We start from the raw sequence: 21,234 nt of genomic DNA on the forward strand, positions 1-21,234 counted from the left end.
CCGACCCGCCTGCTAAGCTGCGGCGAACACTGAAGGACCGCCCCATGCCGAACTACCCCGCCAACATCTACACCGAGCCGACGCCCGACGTCGATACGCTGGCCAACCTGGGGCCGCTGGCGCCGATGGCGGGCATCTGGACCAGCGCGCAGGGCCTGGACATCAACCCCAAGGCCGACGGGCCGGAGCGCCAGCCCTACATCGAACGCATGGAGCTGCAGCCGATCGACGCGCAGACCAACGGTCCGCAGCTGTACTACGGGCTGCGCTATCACACCCACATTCTCAAGCCGGACGATGTCGAGACGCTGCACGACCAGGTCGGCTACTGGCTGTGGGAGCCGGCCACGGGCACGGTGATCCAGACGCTGTCGATTCCGCGCGGGCAAACCGCGCTGGCCATGGGCCAGGCCGCCGCCGACGCCAAGTCGTTTCGGCTGGAGGCGGTGCGCGGCTCGACGGTGAACGGCATCTGCTCCAACCCGTTCCTGGAGCACGCCTTTCGCACCGACCGCTTCGTCATCACCGTCACCATCCACGACGACGGCACGTGGTCTTACGAGCAGGAAACGACGCTGATCATTCCCGGCCAGGCCGAACCCTTTGCCCACACCGATCGCAACCGGCTGGTGAAGATCGGCGAGCCGACGCCGAACCCGACCGCGCGCGCGGGTTGAGGCGATGGTCCTTGCGTCGGACCCCGCCGTGGGCTGGCTGAACCCGAGTTCGGTCGTCGGCGCGGTTGTTCTGGGCGTGCTGGCCTTCGCGCTGTCGTTCATCGTTGCGCTGGCGATCCGCCGGGGCACGCGGCGCATCCGGCAGCACCTGACGGATGTCACGGCGCTGGGTTTCGTCAGCGCCTTCGCGCAGCTGCTGACCTATCTGTTCGGCTTTGTGCTCTACGCGCACCTGATTCCGGAGCTGCGCGCCTTCGGCACGGCGCTGCTCACCGGCGTCAGCGTGATTTCGGTCGTGATCGGCGTCGCGGCGCAAAACACGCTGGGCAACCTGGTGGCCGGCTTCTGGCTGGTGCTGTCCGGCACGATCCGCGTGGGCGACGCGATTCACCTGGCCTCGTCGGTGGGCGCCTTCGACGCCACCGTGCGCCTGATCTCGCTGGGCAACACCGTGCTGGTCGACCAGCAGGGCCACGAGGTCATCATGCCCAACAGCGTCATCATGGGCAGTGCCATCACGCGCATCGCGCCGGCGCAAACGCGTGTCGACCCGCACATTCGGTCGTGACACAGCATGATTACCGAGCTCAAGACCTTCATCGCGGTGTGCAAGCACGGCACCTTCGCGGCCGCGGGCGATCGCATCGGGCTGACCCAGTCGGCGGTCAGCAGCCAGATCAAGCGCCTGGAGGAGTCGCTGGGCTTTGCGCTGTTCGACCGCACGGGCCGCTCGGCCACCCTGAATGCTGCCGGGCAGGTGACGCTGGGCCGGGCGGAGGAGCTGTGCGCGCTGTACGAGAAGTTGCGCGACCCATCCGCCGACGAAAGCACCGGCAGCCTGCTGCGCATCGGGGCCATCGCCTCGGCCCAGACCACACTGGTGGCGCGCGCTCTCGGCCGCCTGCGCCAGGCCTTTCCGAACGTGCGCGTGTACGTCACGCCGGGTGTCTCGATGCGACTGATGGACGACCTGGATTCGGGCAAGACGGATGCGGCCATCATGATTCGCCCGCCCTTCGGCATGCCCTCGGACATGGTCTGGCAGCCCCTGGTGCGGGAGCCCTTTGTACTGGCCGTTCCGGCGGCCATGTCACGCAGCCGGGACTGGCGCAGGCTGATCCAGGAGCAGCCTTTTCTGCGCTACGACCGCACCTCGTTCGGCGGCCGGATCGTCGAGGGCTTTCTGCGCCGCGAAGGCCTGGCGGTGAATGAGGCGGTGGAGATCGACGAGATCCCGGGCCTGATTCAGCTCGCGGCCGAGGGGCTGGGCGTGGCCCTGGTGCCCATGGTCGAGGCGCACCTGCCCCTGCCCGAGGGCGTGCGCGCCGTGCCGCTGGGCGCTTCGACCTTCTTTCGCGAGACCGGGCTGCTGCAGCGCAGGCTGCGCAGCACGCCGGCCATCGTCTCGCACTTTGCCCAGTTCCTGCAGCAGGCGGCTGACGCCAAGCGCGTCAAGCCGGGGGCGGGGCAGGTGCGGTAGGGGTGTGCCGGGTTCAGGGCGCCTCGTAGCTTTCCATCGGCTTGTCGCTGGGATTGGCCCAGGCGGCCTTGGTCGCCGAGGAGGCGGGCAGGCCCACGGCCACGTTGTGCGGCGCAATCGGCTGCATGAACCACTTGTCGTAGATCTTGGCGGCTTCGCCGCTCTTGGCGAGTGCGATGACGGTGTCGTCCACCACCTTCTTGAAGGCTGGGTCGTCCTTGCGGTACATGATGGCGATCGGCTCGACGCTGAGCACCTGGTCGAGCAGCTTGAATTGCGACGGGTTCCGGCTGCGGGAAATCAGGGTGGCGACCACCTGACCATCGCCGACGAAGGCGGTCGCGCGGTCGCTTTCGAGCAGCAGGAAGGCGTCGGCGTTGTCCTTGCCGAGCACTTCGTTGACGTCCACGTCGCGCTTGAACTTGCGCAGTGCCTGCACCGCCGTGGTGCCGGTCGTGGCGGCCACCGTCTTGCCAGCCAGTTGCGACGAGCTGTTGATGCCCGAGGCGGTCTTGACGGCGAAACGCACGCCTTCGATGAACAGCGCCGGCGCAAAGGCCACGTCCTTTTGCCGCGCCAGGTTGTTGGTGGTGGTGCCGCACTCGATGTCCACGGTGCCGTTCTGCACCAGCGGCATGCGGTTTTGCGCCGTCACCAGCTGGTAGCGCACGTCGAGCTTGCTCACGCCGATCGCCTTCTCGATGTTGGCGATGATGTGCTCGCACACCTCGACATGAAAGCCGGTGTACTTGCCCGAGCCGAGCGTGAAGGACATGGCGCCGGAGGCTTCGCGTACGCCGACGACGATGGACTTGGCCTCCTTGATCTTGGCCAGGGTGTCGGTCTGTGCGAGGGCGCCGCCAGCCAGAACGGTCAGGGCGGAGGTCAAAACGAGGCTCTTGAATGCGAAGCGAATCACGGGGTCTCCTTGGGGGTGGCGAAAGTGAATCCGGCGCGGCCGATGAAGACCATTCATCGCGTTGCCGGAGGGGTCTGGAAGCGAAACAGAGAATTGACTTGCGCTCGGTGCCCTGCGGCCCCGGGCTGGCAAGGGCTGCCGTCAGCCGTTTTTGGCGAGCAGCACGGCGTCGACCTCGATGTCGAAGCCGGCGAAGTTCGATTGCGTGAGCGTGCGCGCGGGCGGCGGGTCGCCGACGTACTCGGCGTAGATGGCGTCAAACGCCTTGGCGTCGGCGGGGTTCCTGAGGAACACGCCCACCTTCACGGCGTCCTTCAGGGACAGGCCCGCGGCGTTGGCGGCCGCTTCGAGGTTGTCCAGGGCCATGCGCACCTGGAACTCGAAGGGCTTGTCTCCGTGGCGCACGTTGTTCACATCGCGCGGGGTCTGTCCCGAGAGAAAGACGAGGCCCTGCGCCTGCATGGCGACGCTGTAGGTGCCCGCCGGCGGCGGGGTTTTGTCGCTGGAGAAGGCCTTGCGTGTGGTCATGGTGGCTTGCTCCCGATCAGGCGCGGTAGCGCTGGATCAGCTGCACCATGCGCTCCACCGCCTGCACGGCTGCCGCGTGGTTTTGCGAGAAGTTCAGGCGCACGCTGTCCGTCGCATGCGGGCTGAACTCGGTGCCGGGCGTCACGGTCACGCTGGCCTGCTGGCGCAGGACGCGCACGAAGTCGTGCTGCGACAGCGACATCGCCGGCAGGCGCGGGAACAGGTAGCTGCCCGCCTCGGGCGCCCTTACGGCCAGGCCATCGACGGTGCGGAAAACCTTCAGCAGGTCATCGCGGATCGCCTGGTGCTGGGCGATGCGCTCCTGCATCCAGCCTGCGGGCTCCTCGAACCAGGTGCGCAAAACCGCCTGGCAGTAGCCGGGCGCGCGCAGCGACACGATGGCCTGGAGCTTTTCCATGCGGTCGATCAGGACCTTGGGGCCGAAGGCCACGCCCAGGCGGTAGCCGCTGAGCGATTCGGTCTTGGAGGGCCCCATGATGGTCACCACGTTGTCGGCGTTGATCGCCGAGGCGCGCAGGTGCGTGTACGACGAGCCGCTGTAGAGCAGCCGCGAATACAGCTGGTCCACGATGACGGTGGCGCCATAGCGGTTGGCCAGCGCTGCGATCTGCTCGATCTCTTGCTTGGAGTAGATGACACCCGCGGGGTTGTTCGGGTTGGAGAACAGAAAGGTCTTGACGCCTGCCTTGAATGCTTCCTCCAACTGATTCAGGTCGAGCCCCGCGCGATCCGTGTGATCCAGATAGTTCATGCTCACGGGCACTACCTCGCCGCCGGAGAATTCCACCAGCTTGCGGTTCGCGAAGTAGTCCGGCCGCACGATGGCCACCTTGTCCCCGGCATTCACGGTCGCGGCGATGGCCAGGAACAGCGCGCTCTGGGTGCCGGGGGTGATGATTAGCTCGTCGGCGCCGGACAGCGCGCGGCCGGTGAAGGTGGCGAGATGCCCCGCCACACGCTCGCGCAGCTCGGCGCCGCCGCGGTACTCGGTGTACGCCTGTTCGCCGCCACGCTTGAAGCCGGCAACGAACTCTTCCAGCGAGCCGGGCGTGGGGGCGAAGGCGGAAGGGTTGACGTCACCGTGGGAGAAATCGACGGGCGTTCCCTTCAGGGCCTCGCCGCGCAGCAGGGCGTCCAGCCCACCGGCGCTCTGGCGCACTTCTTGGCCCGGGGCGTGGTCGGTCGATAGTCGGGCAAACTTTTCTGCAATCGTGCTCATGAATTTTCTCTGGATGTTGGGACGTAGGGCGCGCGATTTCGAACGCGATGGCGGCAACTTTAGGTGCCATTTAGCATTTCTGAAAGCGATATATTTTTGATATGAGCATCAAAAATTAAGATTTATCGTGATCCACGGTTGTTGAAGTTGGGCCGGTAATGCGGCGGCAACCGCGGCGGTGCAGGGTCTGCTTCTAAAATCACTCGGCACCTGGCCGATCAGGGCCGAATGCCCAGGATTCAAGCCTTTTTGCGCCCTGGCCGGTTCATACTAAGCGCCGATAGCTATCAAAATTGGAGTGACATGACGACGAACTGGCTGCCCGGATGGGTGCCTTGGCTGGCGCTGGCCGCGCTGGCGCTGAACCTGATCCTGCTGCTGGCCCTGCTGCTGCGCCGCCCGCGCCGCCCGGCCGATGTGGCCACGCGCGAGGAGTTGCAAGCCAGCGTGGAGCAGGCCGCGGCGCGCCACGGCGAGCGGCTGGAACGTGGCTTGCGCCAGGAGCTGGGCGATGGCGCGCGCAGCAGCCGGCAGGAGCTGGCGCAGAACCTGGCCGCCTTTCAGACCGCCGTGACGGCGCAGGGCGCCGAGGCGGTGCGCACGCAGAACGCGCAGGTCGATGCGCTGGCGCAGCAGCTGACCCACTTGCGCGGCAGCCTGGGCGACACGCTGGTGGCGCAGCTGCAGACCCTGGGCCTGACGATGACCCAGCAGGCGCAGGAGACCACGCGCACGCAAAACGCGCAGATCGACGCCTTTGCCCAGCAGCTGGCGCAGTTGCGCGCCGGCTTGTCGCAGACGCTGGCCGAGCAGCTGCAGCAGCTGAGCGAAGCCAACGCGCGCCGCATCGGCGAAATGCGCGCCACGCTGGAGCAGCAGCTGGCGCAGCTGCAGGCCAGCAACAGCGACAAGCTCGACCAGATGCGCCAGACGGTGGACGAGAAGCTGCACGCCACGCTGGAGCAGCGCCTGGGCGAGAGCTTCAAGCAGGTGGCCGAGCGCCTGGAGCAGGTGCACAAGGGCCTGGGCGAGATGCAGACGCTGGCGCAGGGCGTGGGCGACCTGAAGCACCTGCTGGCCAACGTCAAGACGCGCGGCACCTTTGGCGAGACCCAGCTGGGCGCGCTGCTGGAGCAGGTCTTCGTGCCCGACCAGTACGCGGCGCAGCAGGCCACCCGGCCGGGCTCGGCCAACAAGGTGGACTTTGCCATTCGCCTGCCCGGGCGCGGCGACGAGGGTGCGCCGCTGTGGCTGCCGATCGACGCCAAGTTTCCGACCGAGGACTACGAGCGCCTGCTGGACGCCCAGCAGCGCGCCGACGCGGCCGGCGCCGAGGCGGCGGCCAAGGCGCTGGAGCAGCGCATTCGCTTGGAGGCGCGCAGCATCGCCAACAAGTACATCGAGCCGCCGCACACCACCGACTTCGCCATCCTGTTCCTGCCCACCGAGGGCCTGTACGCCGAGGTGCTGCGCCGCCCCGGCCTGATGGAGCAGCTGCAACGCGACTGGCGCGTGACCCTGGCCGGGCCGACCACGCTGCTGGCCATGCTGAGCAGCCTGCAGATGGGCTTTCGCACCCTGGCGCTGGAAAAGCGCAGCAGCGAGGTGTGGCAGGTGCTGGGCGCGGTCAAGACCGAGTTCGGCAAGTTCGGCGACTTCGTGGCCAAGGTCAAGGGCCAGGCCGAGTCGGTGGTCAAGACGCTGGATGCGGCGCAAACCCGCACCAACATGATGAACCGCGCGCTCAAGAAGGTCGAGGCCCTGCCCGAGGCCGACACCCAGGCGCTGCTGCCGCCCGAGCCCGGTGACGGCGGGGGCGGCGCCGCTTGACCGAGCCCGAACCCGACCCACACCCCGCGCGGCCGGCGCTGAGCGGCCGCGAGCTGCTGCGCCTGGTCGCGGCGCAGATCTGCGAGCACAGCGCCATGACGGGTGCACGCCTGGCGGCGCCGCTGCTGGCGCTCAAGCTGGGCTACAGCGCGGCGGCGGTGGGCGTGCTGCTGGCGCTGTATTCGCTGTCGGCGGTGTTCCTGGCGCTGCCGGCCGGCCGCCTGGCCGACCGCAAGGGCTTGCACCTGCCGCTGGCGCTGTCGGTGGCGGGCGCCGTGCTGGGCGCGGCCCTGGCCGCGTTGTGGCCGGTGTTCGGCGTGCTGTGCGTGTCGGCGCTGCTGCTGGGGGCGTCGGCCAACACCATGCAGATCGCACTGCAGCGCCACGTGGGGCGCTCGGCCCAGGACGCGGGCGAGCGCAAGCGCGCCTTCAGCTGGATCGCCATCGCCCCGGCGGCGGCCAACTTCGTCGGCCCGTTGCTGGCGGGCCTGGTGATCGACCACGCCGGGTCGCAGCCGGGCGACCTGGGCGCCTACCGCCTCGCCTTTGCGCTGATGGCCGTGCTGCCGCTGGCCTGCTGGTGGCTGCTGCGCCGCGCGCCCGAGGCGCCGCAGGCGCCGGCCGCGCCCGCCAGCCCCTCGGTGTGGGACCTGTTGGGCCAGCCCGCGATGCGGCGCGTGCTGGTCGCCAACTGGCTGCAAAGCGTGGCCTGGGATGCGCACACCTTCGTGCTGCCGCTGCTGGGCCACGCGCGCAACCTGGAGGCGTCGGTCATCGGCGCGCTGATGGGCGCCTTCGCCATCGCCGCCACCGTGCTGCGCATGGCGCTGCCCTGGCTGGCACGCCGTTTTGCCGAGTGGCAGGTGATCTACGTCGCCACCCTGCTGGCGGCGGTGGCCCTGCTGGCCTACCCGTGGACGCGCGGGCCCTGGGGCATGGGGCTGTGCTCGGCGCTGCTGGGCCTGACCCTGGGCGCGGTGCAACCCATGGTGCTGTCGCTGCTGCACGAGGTCGCGCCGCCCGCGCGCCAGGGTGAGGCCATGGCGCTGCGCTCGCTGACCATGAACGCGTCCAGTTTCGCCATGCCGCTGCTGTTCGGCTCCATCGGCGCCGTCACTGGCCCAGCCGGCCTGTTCTGGATCGTGGCCGGCGTGCTGGGCCTGGGCGCGCGCACGGTGCCGGGCTTGCGCAAGCTGGGGTCGGCGAAGGGGTGATGGGCAGTGTGGCAGGCACGGTCCACCGCGGCTTGTACCTGAAGCCCGCGTTGCTTCTTTCTGTTTGGCAGCTCAGTCTGTCGTGTTTCTGAAGCCATCATTCATCATGAGCAACATCCAACGTCTGCGCCTGCCAGAGAATCACCCGAGCTTCGGCAGCAACAAGGTCTTTGATCTGTTTCAGTACTCGCCCGCGGTGCAGGCGGGCGGCCTGGTCTTCATCGCGGGGCAGGTTGGCATCCGTCCCGACGGCACTGTGCCTGAAAGCGCCGAGGAGCAGACCGAGCTGGCCTTTCAGCGCCTGGACGCCATCCTGGCGCAACAGGGTTTGGGGTTCCAGGACCTGGTCGAGCTGGTGACCTACCACGTGCGCATCGACGAGCAACTGACGGCGTTTCGCGCCATCAAGGAGCGCTACGTCACGCGCGAGTTTTCGGCCTGGACCATCCTGGGCGTGGCCGCGCTGGCTCGTCCCGAGTTGCTGGTCGAGATCAAGGCCGTAGCCGCCGCGAGGTGATGGCTGGCCATCCATCCGCGCAGGGATTGAGCGGGCCGATTCTTTCGATGATGCGGCGCACGCGCCGCGATCATCACGCTGCTGCCGGCTCTCTGATCAAACGAATCCGAGGTTACGGGTGCTGAAGTTGGCGATGTTGGGGGCCACCAGCGGCAACTCGGAGTCGGACACGCCGAACCAGCGCCCCAGCGTGGCGGCGAACTGATCGACCGAGGTGGTGGGCAGCAGCCGTCCCTGGCCGGTGTCCTCGGGCCCGCCCAGCGCGATCTGCGGTGCGCTGCCGTAATAGGCGCCGCCCTTGACGGCACCGCCCAGCACGAAGTGATAGGCGCCCCAGCCGTGGTCGGAGCCATCGCCGTTGGAGCTCAGCGTGCGCCCGAAGTCCGAGGCGGTGAAGGTGGTCACCCCCGCGCCCATGCCCATGCTGTCGATCGAGCGCTGGAAGCCCGCCATGGCGTCGCCGACCTGCTGCAGCAGCGCCGGGTGGCGCTCCTTCAGGTTGTCGTGCGTGTCGAAGCCGCCCAGCGAGACCATGAACACCTGCCGCTTGATGCCCATGCCACGACCGGCCGCAATCAGGCGCGCGACCATCTTGAGCTGGCGGTTGAGGTCGCGCTTTTGTCCCGTCGCGGCGTCCTTGTCGGGCAGCAGCGCGTCGAAGTTGGGCGTGCCGGCCAGCGCCGTGGCCAGGGTCTTTTGCGAATCGATCGAGCGCGCGGTGATGCGGTTGTATTCGTTTTCCAGCACCTGGGGGCGTGCCTGGGTGATCAGCGTGCGCAGCGCCTCGCGGCAGGCGGGCGAGTCGTACAGCGGCTCGATGGCCACGCCGTTGATGGCCACGGCGCCGCTGGCGCCGATCTGGTAGGACACGACGTTGCGCCCGGCCAGAAACACCGCGTTGCCCGTCACCGACATGCAGGTGAACAGCGACTGGCCGTTGGACGCCAGTGCCAGATCGCCCATGGCGCCGCCCCAGCCACGCACCGCGCCCTCGGCGGCGGCGCTTTGCCACACCGACTGCTGGTCGTTGTGCGAGAACAGCTTGGGCGGCAGCGGCACGGCGCGCGCCTTGTACTGCGCCAGCGTGGTGGGCTGCACCAGGGGGCCGACGTTCAGTTGCACGGCCAGCTGGCCAGCGTCGAAGAACGGCTTGAGCGCGGACAGCGAGGGCGCCAGCGCGTACTGGCGACCGCCGTTGAGTGTCGGCGCCAGTTGCGTGGCATTGAGCGCGCTGCGCGCGAAGGCCAGCCCGCCGCGCACCTTGGCGTATTCGGCGTAGCCCGTGGCGTCCGCTGGAATCAGGGTGTTGCCGTGGTCGTTGCCGCCGTACAGGAAGACGCAGACCAGGGCGCGGTAGTCATTGGCGGTGAAGGCGGCCGCCTCGCCCATGGCCGCCAGGTTCAGCGCCCACGGCGTGGCGACGCCGGCCACGCCCAGTTGGCCCACGCGCTGCAAGAAGGCGCGGCGCGCCGGCTGATGATGGTGATGCATGGTGTGGCGTCTCACTTTTGAACGAGGTATTCGGGGCAGCTCATGACCAGCAAGATGGCGCTCCAGATGCGCGTCTTGCGGCCGTAGGCGCTGCCGGTACCGATGGTGGCGATGGCATTGGTGATGGTGGCAAGCGTGGCGCTGGACAACTGGCCCGCCGCCAGCAGCAGGTTCAGGCGGTTCACCAGGGCTTTGGGGTCATTCACCAGCGCCATCTCGCGCGTGTAGCTCTGCACCCAGATCTTGGTGCCCTTGTCGGCATCCATGCCGTCGCCGATGGCGCCTTCCATGTAGTTGATGTAGCCGGCCACCGTGGTTTCGTTGGTGAGCTGGAACTCCGGCGCGCTCTGGCCGGTGGCGTCCAGGGCCGTGTTCGGCGGCACGTAGCCGGGCCGGAAGAAGTTGAACACCGAGGGGCTGCGCAGCGGGCTCTGGCCCAGGCCCTCGGATGGGTCGGACAGGTCTTCGATCATCCAGGGCGCACCGTTTTTCGGGGCGGCGCCGAAGGTGCGCGCCCACTGCACGCAGCGGATCATGGGCTCGCGCAGCTTGCCCCAGGTGGCTGGCGCCTGCGCCGGGTCGCGGCGTGCCTCGGGATCGAGCAAGATGGCCTTGATGACGGCGGCCAAGTCGCCGCGCACGCCGGCGCCGTTGTTGGCAAAGGCGGCGGCCACCCGCCCCACGTAGGCCGGGCTGGGCGCGCTGGTCACCAGGCGCTGGATGAGTTGCCGGCCGATGAAGGGGGCGGTGTTGGGGTGGTTGAACAAGGTGTCGAGCGCCTTGTCCAGCTTTTGCTGCGGCGGCGTGCTGCCGGCGATGGTGGTGCCCAGGAAGGTGACGTCCAGCGTGGAGTGCTGGGCGGCCTTGACGATCATGGGATTGCGATAGCGCTCGGGCTTGGTGCCTTTGACGTGGCCCGTCGGGTCCAGCACATAGCCGGTGAACACGCGCGCCAGGTTGCTCACGTCGTCCTGGCCGTAGGTTTCAAGCGGGCGGCCGTTGGCGCCCAGGCGCGGCGTTCCGTCCATGTTCAGCTGGATCAGCCCGATGGTGAACAGCTGCATCACCTCGCGCCCATAGTTCTCGTCCGGCTGGCGACCGGTGGCGGCGTCTTCCTTCTGGTTGCCCAGCGTGTTCAGGAAGATGCCCATGGCCGGGTTCAGCGTGATCTCGCCCAGCAGCTTGCGAAAGTTGCCGAAGGCGTTGCGATTGAGCAAGTCCCAGTACGCGGCCATGGCAAACGAGCACGACTCGCCTTCGATCAGCGTGGTGGACACCACCATGATCTCCGACAGCGCCAGCGCCACGCGCTTGCGCATGGCATCGCTCGATTGCATCAGCTGATACCACACCATGTAGTCGGCATAGGCATCGTTGTCGAGAACGTTGGCGCCTGTACCGTTGTAGCCGCCAGCGATCAGCCAGTCCCAGGCCGCCTGGGTGGGGGGCTGCGCCATCTGGGCCGTCAGCCAGCCCTCGTAGCCCTTGGCGCGCACCTGGGCGATCTCGTCGTCGCTGGACGAGAACTGCGCCTGATGCAGAAAGCGCGCCGCCTGCTCGGGGGAAATGGGGCCGCTGGGTGCGGCCGGGGGTGTGTCGAAGTTGCCGGGACTTCCGGCAACACCCGCTCCATCGCTGCCGCCGCCGCAGGCCGCCAAGGCCGCCGCAGCCAAGGCGCTCAAGCCGAGGGTGCCAGCCACGGGGTGGCCAGTCGTTGTCGCAGTGGCCGGTGTCGATGACGACGCGCCGGACTGTGGCGTTGCGGCGGGCTGGTTTGCCAGCGGTGCGCACGCGCTTTCAGAGACCTCCAGGGTCATGTTGGCATCCTTGTGTGCAGGGTTCGAGTGGCCGGCTGCACAAGGCGAAACCCGCGGTCACACACAAAGATGCACGTTGACGACGCCGCAAGCCGGGACAGCATGTCGCCGCGGTTTGAACTGCACCCGGTCAAACCGGGCACGCCCCGGCAGGCACGTGTACTTTCAACTATGCCGACAACCACCCCGATGGCGGTCACAAAGCGTTAGCGTGGGGGTATTCGCGGCGCGAGCCTACGGAAACGGGCTTTTCCCGCGGCGGCGTTGACTTTCCTTGCCTCGTGCCCATTCTTGCAGGAGCGCTTGTCGGGTGAGCGCGCCGGCGTTTGGTTGCAATTGCGTGACAAACGCTGGATGGGCAAACAGCGCAGGCGCCCGCGATCGGACCGATGCGGCGCGCCAGTCTCAATCGATCTCGGCAACCAACTCGATCTCCACGCACGCGCCCAGCGGGATCTGCGCCACGCCGAAGGCGCTGCGCGCGTGCTTGCCGGCGTCGCCGAACACCTCGCCCAGCAGCTCGGAGCAGCCGTTGGTGACCAGGTGCTGCTCGGTGTAGTCGAGCGTCGAGTTGACCAGGCTCATCACCTTGACGATGCGGCGCACGCGCCCCAGGTCGCCCTCGCACGCGGCCTGCAGCGTGCCCATCAGGTCGATGGCCACGGCGCGCGCGGCCTCCGCGCCTTCGGCGGTATCCATGTTCGCCCCCAGCTTGCCGGTCCAGACCTTGCCCTCCTTGCGCGCGATGTGGCCCGACAAGAAGACCAGCTTGCCACTGCGCACAAAGGGCACATAGGCCGCGGCGGGGGTGGAGACGGGCGGCAGCGTGATGCCCAGTTGCTGCAGTTTGGCGGCGATGCTCATGGTGTGCCCTCAAGGGTGTTGAAAGGATGCGGCGCGCCCGCCCGGCAGGCACGCACCACGCCACTGTAACGGCCGGCGCGCGGCGCGGCATGATGCGGGCATTGGAAGGGAGATTCATTGGCCGTGCCACCGTCCTTGCCCGCGCATGCCGCCCAGCGCCCGCTGGCCGCCGCGCTGCTGGCCTTGCCACTGGGGGCCTGGCTGGGCACGGCCGTGCAGGTGCAGCAGCGCGCGCTGGATGCGCCCGCGGTCTACGGCGGCGCGCTGGCCCTGGCGCTGCTGCTGGCGGGGCTGGCGGCGTGGGCCTTGCGAACGCGGCGCGTGGCGGCCGGCGCGCTGCGGCTGCTGCCCCTGGCCTGGCTGCTGGCCGGCGCGCTGGCCGCCTGGGGCGCCGCCGGCTGGCGCGCGCAGCAGGTGGCCGCGCAGGCCCTGGCGCCCGACCTGGAAGGCGCGGATCTGGTGCTGACCGGCGTGGTCGCCCGCATGCCGCAGCAGGGCGCCACCGGCTGGCGCTTTGTCTTCGAGGTCGAACGGGCCGAGCGTGATGGTTCACGGGTCAGGCTGCCGCCGCGCGTGCAGCTGGCCTGGTACCGCGCCGCGCCCGACGGTGCCGCGCGCGCCGACAGGGGCCCGCCCGAGCCGATCCGCGCCGGCCAACGCTGGCGCCTGCAGGCGCGTCTGAAGGCGCCGCACGGCACGCTCAACCCGCACGGCTTCGACTACGAGCTGTACCTGTGGGAGCAGGGCATCGGCGCCACCGGCTACGTGCGCGCGGGCCCGCGCGACGCGCCGCCGCAGCGCCTGGCCGAGGGCGTGGGCCACCGCGTCGAGCGCGCGCGCCAGGCCGTGCGCGACCGCATCCTGGCGCGGGCCGAATCGCCGGGCGACGCCGCCGCGCACAGCCGGCGGGCCATCGTCGCCGCGCTGGTGACGGGCGACCAGGGCGTGATCGAGCACCGCGACTGGGACCTGTTTCGCGTCACCGGCGTGGCGCACCTGATGAGCATCTCGGGCCTGCACATCACCATGTTCGCGTGGCTGGCCGCCGGCGCGGTGGGTTGGCTGTGGCGGCGCGCGGCGCGCTGGCGCGGCTGGGGGCGCGCCAACCCCTGCCTGTGGCTGCCGGCGCCCAGCGCGGCCTGGATCGGCGGCGTGGCGCTGGCGGCGGCCTACGCACTGTTCAGCGGCTGGGGCGTGCCGGCGCAGCGCACGGTGCTGATGCTGGCCGGCATGACGGCGCTGCGCGTGGCCGGCCTGCGCTGGCCCTGGTGGCTGGCCTGGCTGTGGGCCGGCGCGGCGGTGCTGGCGCTGGACCCATGGGCGCTGCTGCAGGCGGGCTTCTGGCTCAGCTTCGTCGCGGTGGGCATCTTGTTTGCTACTGATTCGAGAGCTGCCGGCGCAGGTCACAAGGGCGCCAACGGTCATTTTGTTCAATTGCTGCGTGAGCAGGGCGTGGTCACGCTGGCGCTCACGCCGCTGTCGCTGCTGCTGTTCGGCCAGGCCTCGGTGGTGGGGCTGGCGGCCAATCTGGTGGCCATTCCGTGGGTCACGCTGGTGGTCACGCCGCTGGCCTTGCTGGGCGTGGCCTGGCCCGCCTTGTGGCAGGCCGCCGCGCTGGCCCTGCAGCCGCTGGTGGCGCTGCTGCAATGGCTGGCCACCTGGCCGTGGGCGCAGTGGTCGGTGCCGGCGCTGCCCCTGGCGCTGGGCGCACTGGCGGTGGCTGGCGGCGCGCTGCTGGCCATGCGCTGGCCGCTGGCGCTGCGGCTGGCCGGCGTGCCGCTGCTGCTGCCTCTGCTGCTGTGGCAGCCGGCGCGGCCGGCGCCCGGCCAGTTCGAGCTGCTGGCGGCCGACGTCGGGCAGGGCAGCGCGGTGCTGGTGCGCACGGCGCGCCACAGCCTGTTGTACGACGCCGGCCCGCGCTATTCGGAAGACAGCGACGCCGGCCAGCGCGTGCTGGCGCCCCTGCTGCGCGCCCTGGGCGAGCGCCTGGACACCCTGGTGCTGAGCCACCGCGACACCGACCACACGGGCGGCGCGGCGGCCGTGCTGGCGCAGCAGCCTCGGGCCGATCTGATCACCTCGATCGAGCCCGGCCGCGTGCTGGAGGGCCTGCCCGCCGGCACGCCCTGCCGCGCCGGCCAGGGCTGGCAGTGGGACGGCGTGCGCTTCGACGTGCTGCACCCCGACGCCGCGCAAGCCGCCGCCGCGCGGCGCAGCAATGCCATGAGCTGCGTGATCCGCGTCAGCACGCCGCAGGCGTTGGCGCTGCTCACCGGCGACATCGAGGCGGCGCAGGAGCAGGCGCTGCTGGCGGTGGGCACGCCGCTGCGCAGCACGGTGCTGCTGGTGCCGCACCACGGCAGCCGCACCTCGTCGTCGGCCGTCTTCATCGACGCCGTGCAGCCGCGCCTGGCACTGATCCAGGCCGGCTATCGCAACCGCTTTCACCACCCCGCGCCGCCGGTGCTGGCGCGCTACGCCGAACGCGGTGTGCCGGTGCGCGCCTCGCCCGCCTGCGGCGCCATGCGCTGGAGCAGCGCCCGCCCGGACGAGCTGGCGTGCCAGCGCGACAGCGCCGCGCGTTACTGGCACCATCGGGTGCCGAGTGCCGCGCCATGACCAAGACCCTGCTCATCGTCTATCACAGCCTGACCGGCGGCACGCGCCAGATGGCCGAGGCCGCCGCCGCCGCCGCGCGCGCCGAAGAGGGCGTGGTGGTGCGCTTGCTGCGCGCCGTGGACGCCGGCCCCGCCGACGTGCTGGCCGCCGACGGCTACCTGTTTGCCGCGCCCGAAAATCTGGCGGCGCTGGCCGGGCTGATGAAAGATTTTTTCGACCGCTGCTACTACCCCGTGCTGGGCCAGGCCAACGGCCGGCCCTACGCCGCCATGTTCTGCGCCGGCAGCGACGGCAGCAACGCCCTGCGCCAGCTGGAGCGCATCGCCACCGGCTGGCGCCTGAAGCAAATCGCGCCCAGCCTCATCGTGTGCACCCACGCGCAAACGCCCGAGCGCATCCTGGCGCCCAAGATCATCGGTGCCGACGACCTGGCGCGCTGCGCGGAGCTGGGGGCCGGGTTGGCGGCGGGTTTGGCGGCGGGGGTGTTTTGAGCGTCTTCCATACCGAACGCAGAGGACGCAAAGGATTCGCAGAGGACGCAACAAAGACATTCTTGAAGGGGTCTGTCAAGAAGTGAACGCCGGCACCGTCGGGCACGTGCCAAGGTGAAGCGCCCCACCATGAATTTTTCTGCGTCCTTTGCGAGTCCTTTGCGTCCTCTGCGTTCGGCTGTTCTGTCGGCGTTGCCTACCGCCCCAGCGCCTGCGCCACCGCCTGCCCCAGCTCGATCACCGCCATGGCGTAGTAGCTGCTCCAGTTGTAGCGCGTGATGACGTAGAAGTTCTGCGTGCCGGCCACGTAGCTGGGCTCGTCGCCGCCGTTTTGCAGCTCGATCAGCGCCAGCGGGCCGGCGTGGGCGCGGCCGGCGGCGTCCAGTTCGGCGCCCAGGGCCTCGAAGCGCACGGGGCTGAAGCTCGGCAGGATGTCGGGCGCCAGCAGGGCGTCCAGGTCGGCCTCGGCCGACAGCTGGACGGGGTAGTGCGTGGGCAGGCCGCTTTGCCAGCCGTAGCCCTTGAAGTAGTTGGCCACCGAGCCGATGGCGTCGGGCTCGCTGGCCCACAGGTCGATCTGGCCGTCGCCGTCGAAGTCGATGGCGTACTTGACCCAGCTGGACGGCATGAACTGTGGCAGGCCCATGGCGCCGGCGTAGCTGCCCAGCGGCTGGGCGGGCGCCATGCCGCTGCGCTGGCACAGGCTCAAGAATTGCTCCAGCTCGCCGCTGAAGTAGGCCTGGCGCTCGGCGGCGCGCGGGTGCTCGGGCGGAAAGTCGAAGCTCAGCGTGGCCAGCGCGTCGATGACGCGGAAGTTGCCCATGTTCTGGCCGTAGATGGTCTCGACACCGATGATGCCGACGACGATCTCGGGCGGCACGCCGAACTCGGCCTGCGCACGTGCCAGCGCGTTGCGGTTGCGCTGCCAGAAGCGCACGCCGGCGCGGATGCGCAGCGGCTCGACGAAGCGGCTGCGGTAGGCGCGCCAGTTCTTGGCCGTGCCGCGCGCGGGCGGCAGCATCAGGCGCGGCACCTGGCGCAGAAATACCGCCTGGCCGACGGCCTGGCGCGTCCATTCGACGTCCAGGCCGCGGCGCTCGGCCATTTCGTCGGCCCAGCGCATGGCGTCGTCGCGCAGCAGGTAGGCCGTTGGCTCGGCGGCGCCGGCCGATTTGGAACGATTTCTGGCTTCGGCCCCCGTCCATGAAGCGCCGGCAGCTATCAATAACGAAGTGACGGCACGACGGGAAATGGCGCGGGTGGGCCCAGGGTGTGGCATGGCGGACATCAGGACGGACGGGGCCAGCGCAGCTGGCGGAACTCTCGCCGCAGTGTAGCGAGCGAGGGCGCCGCAGGCGAGCCGGATCCCCCATAACGCTGGCGCTCCAGTGCCAGCAGCCAGCGCGCCAGCGGCGCCCGCAGCGCGGCGGGCCAGGGGCTGTGCTGCGCGGCCAGGCGCGCCAGCTCGCGCGGCGGCGCGCTGTCGGCGGCGGCGATGCCGGCCGCGCGCATGCGCCGGCGCGCGGCCTGCAGCAGGCGCAGCCAGGGGTCGTGCTGGGTGCGCTCCCAGCGCGCCCAGGCGGCGCCGACCAGGGCGGCGGCCGTCAGCAGGCCGGCCAGCACCTTGCCCAGGTCTTCCCAGCTGGGCTGCTCGAAGCCCAGGCCGCGCAGCAGGTCGAGCTGGCGGCCCTGGGTGTAGTTCAGCACCCACTGGTTCCAGCGGTTGTTGACGGCCTCCCAGCCGGCGCGCAGCTGGCGCAGCAGGTCGGGGTTGAAGGTGTCGATGGCGCCGGCCACCAGGCCCGGCGGCGGGCGCAGGCGCTGCGTCTGGCCGATGCGCCCGGGCATGACGGCGCCGGTGGGGTCCACCCGCACCCAGCCGCGCCCGGCCAGCCAGACCTCGGTCCAGGCGTGGGCGTCGGCGTTGCGCACCGTCCAGTAGCCGTCCAGGCCGTTCATCTCGCCGCCCTGAAAGCCGGTGACGATGCGCGCCGGCACGCCGGCGGCGCGCAGCAGCACCACGAAGGCCGAGGCGATGTGCTCGCAAAAGCCGGCCTTGGTGTCGAACCAGAACTCGTCGGCGCTGTCGCGCCCGCTCACGCCCGGCTCCAGCGTGTAGCTGTAGCCGCCGCTGCGCAGGCGCTGCAGCGCGGCCTGCACGATGGCCTGCGGGCCGCCCTCGGGCGCGGCGGCGCGCAGCTCGCGCGCCAGCGCCAGCGTGCGCGGGTTGTAGCCGGCGGGCAACTGCAGCTCGGCGCCCAGCTGGCGCGGCAGGCGGCCGTCCCAGCCAGTCTGGCCGTAGCTGAACTCGGGCCAGCTCTGGGCGCGGTAGCGCAGCAGCGCGGTGACGGGGCGGTTGGCCAGCCACTGCAGGTCGGGCGTCTGGCGCGCGCGCCAGCCGGGCGGCAGCGCCGGCGCCTGGGGCGCGGCGTCCAGCGTCAGCAGCCAGGGGCCGGCGCTGGGCTCCAGCGTCAGCTCGTAGTCGATCGGCGCGCCGCGCACCTGCAGGTCGCGCGGCGGCGGGCCCAGGGCGACGTCGAAGCCGTCGCCACCGCCACGCGCGGTCCACTCGCGGCCGTCGAAGTGGCTCAGCACCGGGCCGCGAAAGTACAGCTCGCGCTGCGGCGGCGGCGCGCCATCGAAACGCACGCGCAGCGCCACGCCGTCGTCCAGCGCCAGCGCGGCCACCTTGCCGACTTCCATGGTGGAGGACAGCCCGCTGCGTCCGCGCGGATCGCCCGAGGGCACGCCCCACAGCGGCGCAAAGCGCGGAAAGAACACGAACAGCGCGATCATCACCGGCGCGCCGGCCAGCGCCATGCGCAGCGCCAGCGCGGCCGAGTCGCGCAGGGGCGGCTGGCCGACCGGGCGGTGCGCGTTGATCAGGGCCGTCAGCAGCCCCCACACGCCCACCAGCATGACGGCGGCCGTCGCCAGCGACTGCGAGTGGAAGAACCCGGTCAGCAGGGTGAAGAAGCCCAGAAAAAAAATCACCAGCGCATCGCGCCGCGCGCGCAGCTCCAGCGTCTTGAGCGCCAGCAGGCACACCACCAGGGTGACGCCGGCGTCCTGCCCCAGCAGGGCGCCGTGGGTAACGCGGGTGGCGGCGGTGGCGGCGATCAGCAGCCCGATCAGCCACGCCCGGTGCGGCAGCGGCCGCCCCGTGAGCGCCAGCGTGCCGCGCCACAGCAGCACCACGGCCACCAGGCCCGAGCACCAGGCGGGCAGGTAGGGCACCTGCGGCAGCACGATCCAGCCCACCAGCGCCAGCAAAAACAGCGTGTCGCGCGTCTCGCGCGGCAGCTGCTGCAGGCGCGGCAGCCAGCGGGCGCCCGGCGCAGCATCGTGTGGCGCGGCGTTCAGCATGTGGCCAGCGCCTCCAGGCAGCGCAGGCGGTGCGCGGGGCCGCTGTCGGGCGCGATCTCGACGCCGGGCAGGCGCAGGCCGTAGTCCAGCTGCTGCGCGTCGGCCGCCAGCACCCAGGCCGCCAGGCGCGACAGGCGCGCCTCGGCGTCCGGCGTGCCAGCACGCGCGTAGTCCAGCCACAGCGCGTGGCGCTGCACCAGCTGGGTGTCGCGGCTGACCAGCTCGCCCGAGCGGGCGTACTTCTTCCAGACCACCAGCTTCAGCGGGTCGCCGCGCTGGTAGGCGCGCACGCCGTCGAACTCGCCACTGGCGCGTGCGCCGCTGGTGGCGCCGCTGCCGGGCGCCGGCTCGCCGATCGGCAGGGCCGGCGGCTGCGGCTCGGGCGCGGGGTAGACCAGCACGCGCGCGGCCGGCTGCCAGGGCGCCCAGATGCGAAACGAGCCGAGCGGAAAGCGCGTCTCGGCCACCAGCGCGGGCACGGCGTGCGGGCCGCGGCGCGCGGGCTGAAACGCCACCTCCACCGTCGCCTGGCCGCCCGCCGGCACGTCGGCCCAGGCCCACTGGCGCGTGCCGCGCCGCGCCACGCCGACGGCCAGGCGCGGCGTGCGCCGGTTGTTGACCAGGGTGACCGACAGGCGCGCCAGCTGCCCGGCAAACACCGGCTCGGGCGGCGCCAGCTGCAGCGCCAGCCCGCGCAGCGTGTTGTGCCCGATCACCATGCCGGCGGCGGCGCAGCCGGCCAAGAGAAAGGTCAGCGCGTAGCCCAGGTTGAGCTGGAAGTTGATCGAGCCGATCAAGAGCACCCCCAGCGTCGCGGCCAGCATCCAGCCGGCGCGCGTGGGCAGGATGTAGACGTTGCGCTGCGTCAGCAAAAGCGTGTCGGTGCGTGGCTGGCGCGCCTGCCACCAGCGCGCCCAGCGCTGGCGCGCGCGGGCCCGCGCGGCCCACCAGGGCAGGGCGGGCGCCGCGGCGGATTCGGGGTCAAACAGGGCGTTGGCGGGCACGGGGAAAGCGGGAGAAGCTATTGTTTTGATACCTATCCGAAATACCGAACGCAGAGGACGCAGAAGCATTCATGGTGGGTCGGCGATATCTTGATGGGTGTTGCGCGCTACGAAGGTTTGGCATCTCACGGAACGCCTTTTGAAATGTCTTTTCTGCGTCCTCTGCGAATCCTTTGCGTCCTCTGCGTTCGGCTGTTCATCTCAACTCAGTTCAAGCCAGGGGCACCGCATCGATCATCGCCCGCACCTGCTCCACGGCGCCGCGCCCGGCCTGGCCCACCGGCACCAGACGGTGCGCGGTGCAGGCGGGCAGCACGGCTTGCACGTCGTCGGGCGCCACGTAGTCGCGCCCGGCGATCAGCGCCTGCGCCCGCGCCACGCGCAGCAGCGCGATGCCGGCGCGCGGCGACAGGCCCTGCACGAACCAGCGGCCCGAGCGCGTGGCGGCGATCAGGTCCTGCACGTAGTCCAGCAGCGGCTCGGCCACGTGCACCTGGCCCACGGCCTGCTGCAGCGCGGCCAGCTCCAGCGCCGACAGCACGGCCTGCAGCGCGTCGGCGCGCTCGCGCCGGCCCTCGCCGGCCAGCAGCTCGCGCTCGGCGCGGCGCTCGGGGTAGCCCAGCGAGATGCGCATCAGAAAGCGGTCCAGCTGCGACTCGGGCAGCGCGTAGGTGCCCAACTGGTCGTGCGGGTTTTGCGTGGCGATGACGAAAAACGGCTGCGGCAGCGCGCGCGTGGCGCCTTCCACCGTCACCTGCTTTTCCTCCATGGCCTCCAGCAGCGCGCTTTGCGTCTTGGGGCTGGCGCGGTTGATCTCGTCGGCCAGCAGCACCTGGGCGAACACCGGGCCGGGGTGGAACACGAAGGATTCGCTGCCGCGCTCGTACACCGACACGCCCAGCAGGTCGCTGGGCATCAGGTCGGCCGTGAACTGAACGCGCGAAAAGGCCAGGCCGAAGGTGCGCGCCAGCGCGTGCGCCAGCGTGGTCTTGCCCACGCCCGGCACGTCCTCGATCAGCAGGTGCCCGCCCGCCAGCAGGCAGGCCACGCTGCCCTCCACCTGGGCGCTTTTGCCCACCATCACCGTGTTAAGCTGATCCAGAACAGCCTTGATCTTCTTTGTTGCGTCCATGACGGGACGTTACCGGAAAATCAGGCCGGTTTTGGGCACCGAGGA

The 21,234-nt window shown here is 70.3% G+C and carries 18 protein-coding genes; 8 read left to right on the forward strand and 10 right to left on the reverse strand.

What is annotated here, in order from left to right; translation table 11 throughout:
- The first annotated feature begins 44 nt into the window (after positions 1 to 44).
- The 3 genes from ACWHMB_RS06740 to ACWHMB_RS06750 are packed head-to-tail and all read left to right on the forward strand — an operon-like array spanning position 45 to position 2,157.
- The gene (locus tag ACWHMB_RS06740) at positions 45 to 677 is read left to right on the forward strand and encodes an FABP family protein (RefSeq protein ID WP_447648481.1); all 633 of its coding nucleotides are present in this window, start codon (positions 45 to 47) and stop codon (positions 675 to 677) included.
- Between the two features lie 4 nt (positions 678 to 681).
- Positions 682 to 1,245 carry a mechanosensitive ion channel domain-containing protein gene (locus ACWHMB_RS06745; RefSeq protein WP_377480625.1) on the forward strand — a complete coding sequence of 188 codons (564 nt, stop codon included), beginning with the start codon at positions 682 to 684 and terminating at the stop codon, positions 1,243 to 1,245.
- Between the two features lie 6 nt (positions 1,246 to 1,251).
- Positions 1,252 to 2,157: a LysR family transcriptional regulator gene (locus ACWHMB_RS06750; RefSeq protein WP_293224054.1), complete on the forward strand. Its 906-nt coding sequence runs from the start codon at positions 1,252 to 1,254 to the stop codon at positions 2,155 to 2,157.
- A 13-nt stretch (positions 2,158 to 2,170) separates the two neighbouring features.
- On the opposite strand, the gene ACWHMB_RS06755 is transcribed toward ACWHMB_RS06750, so the two are convergent.
- The 3 genes from ACWHMB_RS06755 to ACWHMB_RS06765 form a co-directional block, all read right to left on the reverse strand.
- A complete protein-coding gene (locus ACWHMB_RS06755) occupies positions 2,171 to 3,076 on the reverse strand; it encodes an amino acid ABC transporter substrate-binding protein (RefSeq protein ID WP_293224055.1) in 906 nt (301 codons plus the stop codon).
- A 141-nt stretch (positions 3,077 to 3,217) separates the two neighbouring features.
- On the reverse strand, positions 3,218 to 3,604 hold the full coding sequence (locus ACWHMB_RS06760; RefSeq protein ID WP_293224056.1) for a RidA family protein: 387 nt from the start codon (positions 3,602 to 3,604) through the stop codon (positions 3,218 to 3,220).
- A 16-nt stretch (positions 3,605 to 3,620) separates the two neighbouring features.
- Complete coding sequence (locus ACWHMB_RS06765) at positions 3,621 to 4,844, reverse strand: pyridoxal phosphate-dependent aminotransferase (RefSeq protein ID WP_377480620.1); 1,224 nt, start codon at positions 4,842 to 4,844, stop codon at positions 3,621 to 3,623.
- A 303-nt stretch (positions 4,845 to 5,147) separates the two neighbouring features.
- Here ACWHMB_RS06765 and rmuC point away from each other — a divergent pair, with 303 nt between their 5' ends.
- The 3 genes from rmuC to ACWHMB_RS06780 all read left to right on the forward strand — a co-directional run bounded on the left by rmuC (position 5,148) and on the right by ACWHMB_RS06780 (position 8,405).
- Positions 5,148 to 6,674 carry a DNA recombination protein RmuC gene (gene rmuC / locus ACWHMB_RS06770; protein WP_447648482.1) on the forward strand — a complete coding sequence of 509 codons (1,527 nt, stop codon included), beginning with the start codon at positions 5,148 to 5,150 and terminating at the stop codon, positions 6,672 to 6,674.
- The gene (locus ACWHMB_RS06775) at positions 6,671 to 7,888 is read left to right on the forward strand and encodes an MFS transporter (protein ID WP_377480618.1); all 1,218 of its coding nucleotides are present in this window, start codon (positions 6,671 to 6,673) and stop codon (positions 7,886 to 7,888) included. Before rmuC ends, ACWHMB_RS06775 begins: the two co-directional genes overlap by 4 nt.
- A gap of 106 nt (positions 7,889 to 7,994) precedes the next feature.
- Positions 7,995 to 8,405, forward strand: coding sequence for a RidA family protein (locus ACWHMB_RS06780; protein WP_377480616.1), 411 nt, complete (start codon positions 7,995 to 7,997; stop codon positions 8,403 to 8,405).
- A gap of 96 nt (positions 8,406 to 8,501) precedes the next feature.
- On the opposite strand, the gene ACWHMB_RS06785 is transcribed toward ACWHMB_RS06780, so the two are convergent.
- The 3 genes from ACWHMB_RS06785 to ACWHMB_RS06795 form a co-directional block, all read right to left on the reverse strand.
- A complete protein-coding gene (locus ACWHMB_RS06785) occupies positions 8,502 to 9,896 on the reverse strand; it encodes a DUF1501 domain-containing protein (protein ID WP_377480614.1) in 1,395 nt (464 codons plus the stop codon).
- An 11-nt stretch (positions 9,897 to 9,907) separates the two neighbouring features.
- Positions 9,908 to 11,596 (reverse strand): DUF1800 domain-containing protein, encoded by a 1,689-nt coding sequence (locus tag ACWHMB_RS06790; RefSeq protein WP_377480611.1) that lies wholly within the window; start codon positions 11,594 to 11,596, stop codon positions 9,908 to 9,910.
- Between the two features lie 522 nt (positions 11,597 to 12,118).
- On the reverse strand, positions 12,119 to 12,577 hold the full coding sequence (locus ACWHMB_RS06795) for a RidA family protein (RefSeq protein ID WP_377480608.1): 459 nt from the start codon (positions 12,575 to 12,577) through the stop codon (positions 12,119 to 12,121).
- Between the two features lie 123 nt (positions 12,578 to 12,700).
- Between ACWHMB_RS06795 and ACWHMB_RS06800 the strand changes: the two genes are divergently transcribed.
- Positions 12,701 to 15,196: a DNA internalization-related competence protein ComEC/Rec2 gene (locus tag ACWHMB_RS06800; RefSeq protein WP_447648483.1), complete on the forward strand. Its 2,496-nt coding sequence runs from the start codon at positions 12,701 to 12,703 to the stop codon at positions 15,194 to 15,196.
- Complete coding sequence (locus tag ACWHMB_RS06805) at positions 15,193 to 15,687, forward strand: NAD(P)H-dependent oxidoreductase (RefSeq protein ID WP_377480603.1); 495 nt, start codon at positions 15,193 to 15,195, stop codon at positions 15,685 to 15,687. The genes ACWHMB_RS06800 and ACWHMB_RS06805 overlap by 4 nt, the downstream gene beginning before the upstream one ends.
- Positions 15,688 to 15,883: 196 nt before the next feature.
- Here the strand turns inward: ACWHMB_RS06805 and mltB are convergent, their stop codons facing one another.
- The 4 genes from mltB to ACWHMB_RS06825 all read right to left on the reverse strand — a co-directional run bounded on the left by mltB (position 15,884) and on the right by ACWHMB_RS06825 (position 21,189).
- Positions 15,884 to 16,966: a lytic murein transglycosylase B gene (gene mltB / locus ACWHMB_RS06810; RefSeq protein ID WP_377480599.1), complete on the reverse strand. Its 1,083-nt coding sequence runs from the start codon at positions 16,964 to 16,966 to the stop codon at positions 15,884 to 15,886.
- Positions 16,967 to 16,974: 8 nt separating this feature from the next.
- The gene (locus ACWHMB_RS06815; protein ID WP_377480596.1) at positions 16,975 to 19,053 is read right to left on the reverse strand and encodes a transglutaminase family protein; all 2,079 of its coding nucleotides are present in this window, start codon (positions 19,051 to 19,053) and stop codon (positions 16,975 to 16,977) included.
- Positions 19,047 to 20,057, reverse strand: a complete 1,011-nt coding sequence (locus tag ACWHMB_RS06820; RefSeq protein ID WP_377480593.1) for a DUF58 domain-containing protein — start codon at positions 20,055 to 20,057, stop codon at positions 19,047 to 19,049. Before ACWHMB_RS06820 ends, ACWHMB_RS06815 begins: the two co-directional genes overlap by 7 nt.
- Positions 20,058 to 20,268: 211 nt before the next feature.
- On the reverse strand, positions 20,269 to 21,189 hold the full coding sequence (locus ACWHMB_RS06825; RefSeq protein WP_293226171.1) for an AAA family ATPase: 921 nt from the start codon (positions 21,187 to 21,189) through the stop codon (positions 20,269 to 20,271).
- Between the last annotated feature and the right edge of the window lie 45 nt (positions 21,190 to 21,234).

This window comes from Ottowia pentelensis, assembly GCF_964341695.1.

Coding starts and splice junctions, on each gene's coding strand:
- ACWHMB_RS06740 (WP_447648481.1), top strand. CDS start 45: ATGCCGAACTACCCCGCCAACATCTACACCGAGCCGACGCCCGACGTC.
- ACWHMB_RS06745 (WP_377480625.1), top strand. CDS start 682: ATGGTCCTTGCGTCGGACCCCGCCGTGGGCTGGCTGAACCCGAGTTCG.
- ACWHMB_RS06750 (WP_293224054.1), top strand. CDS start 1,252: ATGATTACCGAGCTCAAGACCTTCATCGCGGTGTGCAAGCACGGCACC.
- ACWHMB_RS06760 (WP_293224056.1), bottom strand. CDS start 3,604: ATGACCACACGCAAGGCCTTCTCCAGCGACAAAACCCCGCCGCCGGCG.
- ACWHMB_RS06765 (WP_377480620.1), bottom strand. CDS start 4,844: ATGAGCACGATTGCAGAAAAGTTTGCCCGACTATCGACCGACCACGCC.
- rmuC (WP_447648482.1), top strand. CDS start 5,148: ATGACGACGAACTGGCTGCCCGGATGGGTGCCTTGGCTGGCGCTGGCC.
- ACWHMB_RS06780 (WP_377480616.1), top strand. CDS start 7,995: ATGAGCAACATCCAACGTCTGCGCCTGCCAGAGAATCACCCGAGCTTC.
- ACWHMB_RS06785 (WP_377480614.1), bottom strand. CDS start 9,896: ATGCATCACCATCATCAGCCGGCGCGCCGCGCCTTCTTGCAGCGCGTG.
- ACWHMB_RS06795 (WP_377480608.1), bottom strand. CDS start 12,577: ATGAGCATCGCCGCCAAACTGCAGCAACTGGGCATCACGCTGCCGCCC.
- ACWHMB_RS06805 (WP_377480603.1), top strand. CDS start 15,193: ATGACCAAGACCCTGCTCATCGTCTATCACAGCCTGACCGGCGGCACG.
- mltB (WP_377480599.1), bottom strand. CDS start 16,966: ATGCCACACCCTGGGCCCACCCGCGCCATTTCCCGTCGTGCCGTCACT.
- ACWHMB_RS06815 (WP_377480596.1), bottom strand. CDS start 19,053: ATGCTGAACGCCGCGCCACACGATGCTGCGCCGGGCGCCCGCTGGCTG.
- ACWHMB_RS06825 (WP_293226171.1), bottom strand. CDS start 21,189: ATGGACGCAACAAAGAAGATCAAGGCTGTTCTGGATCAGCTTAACACG.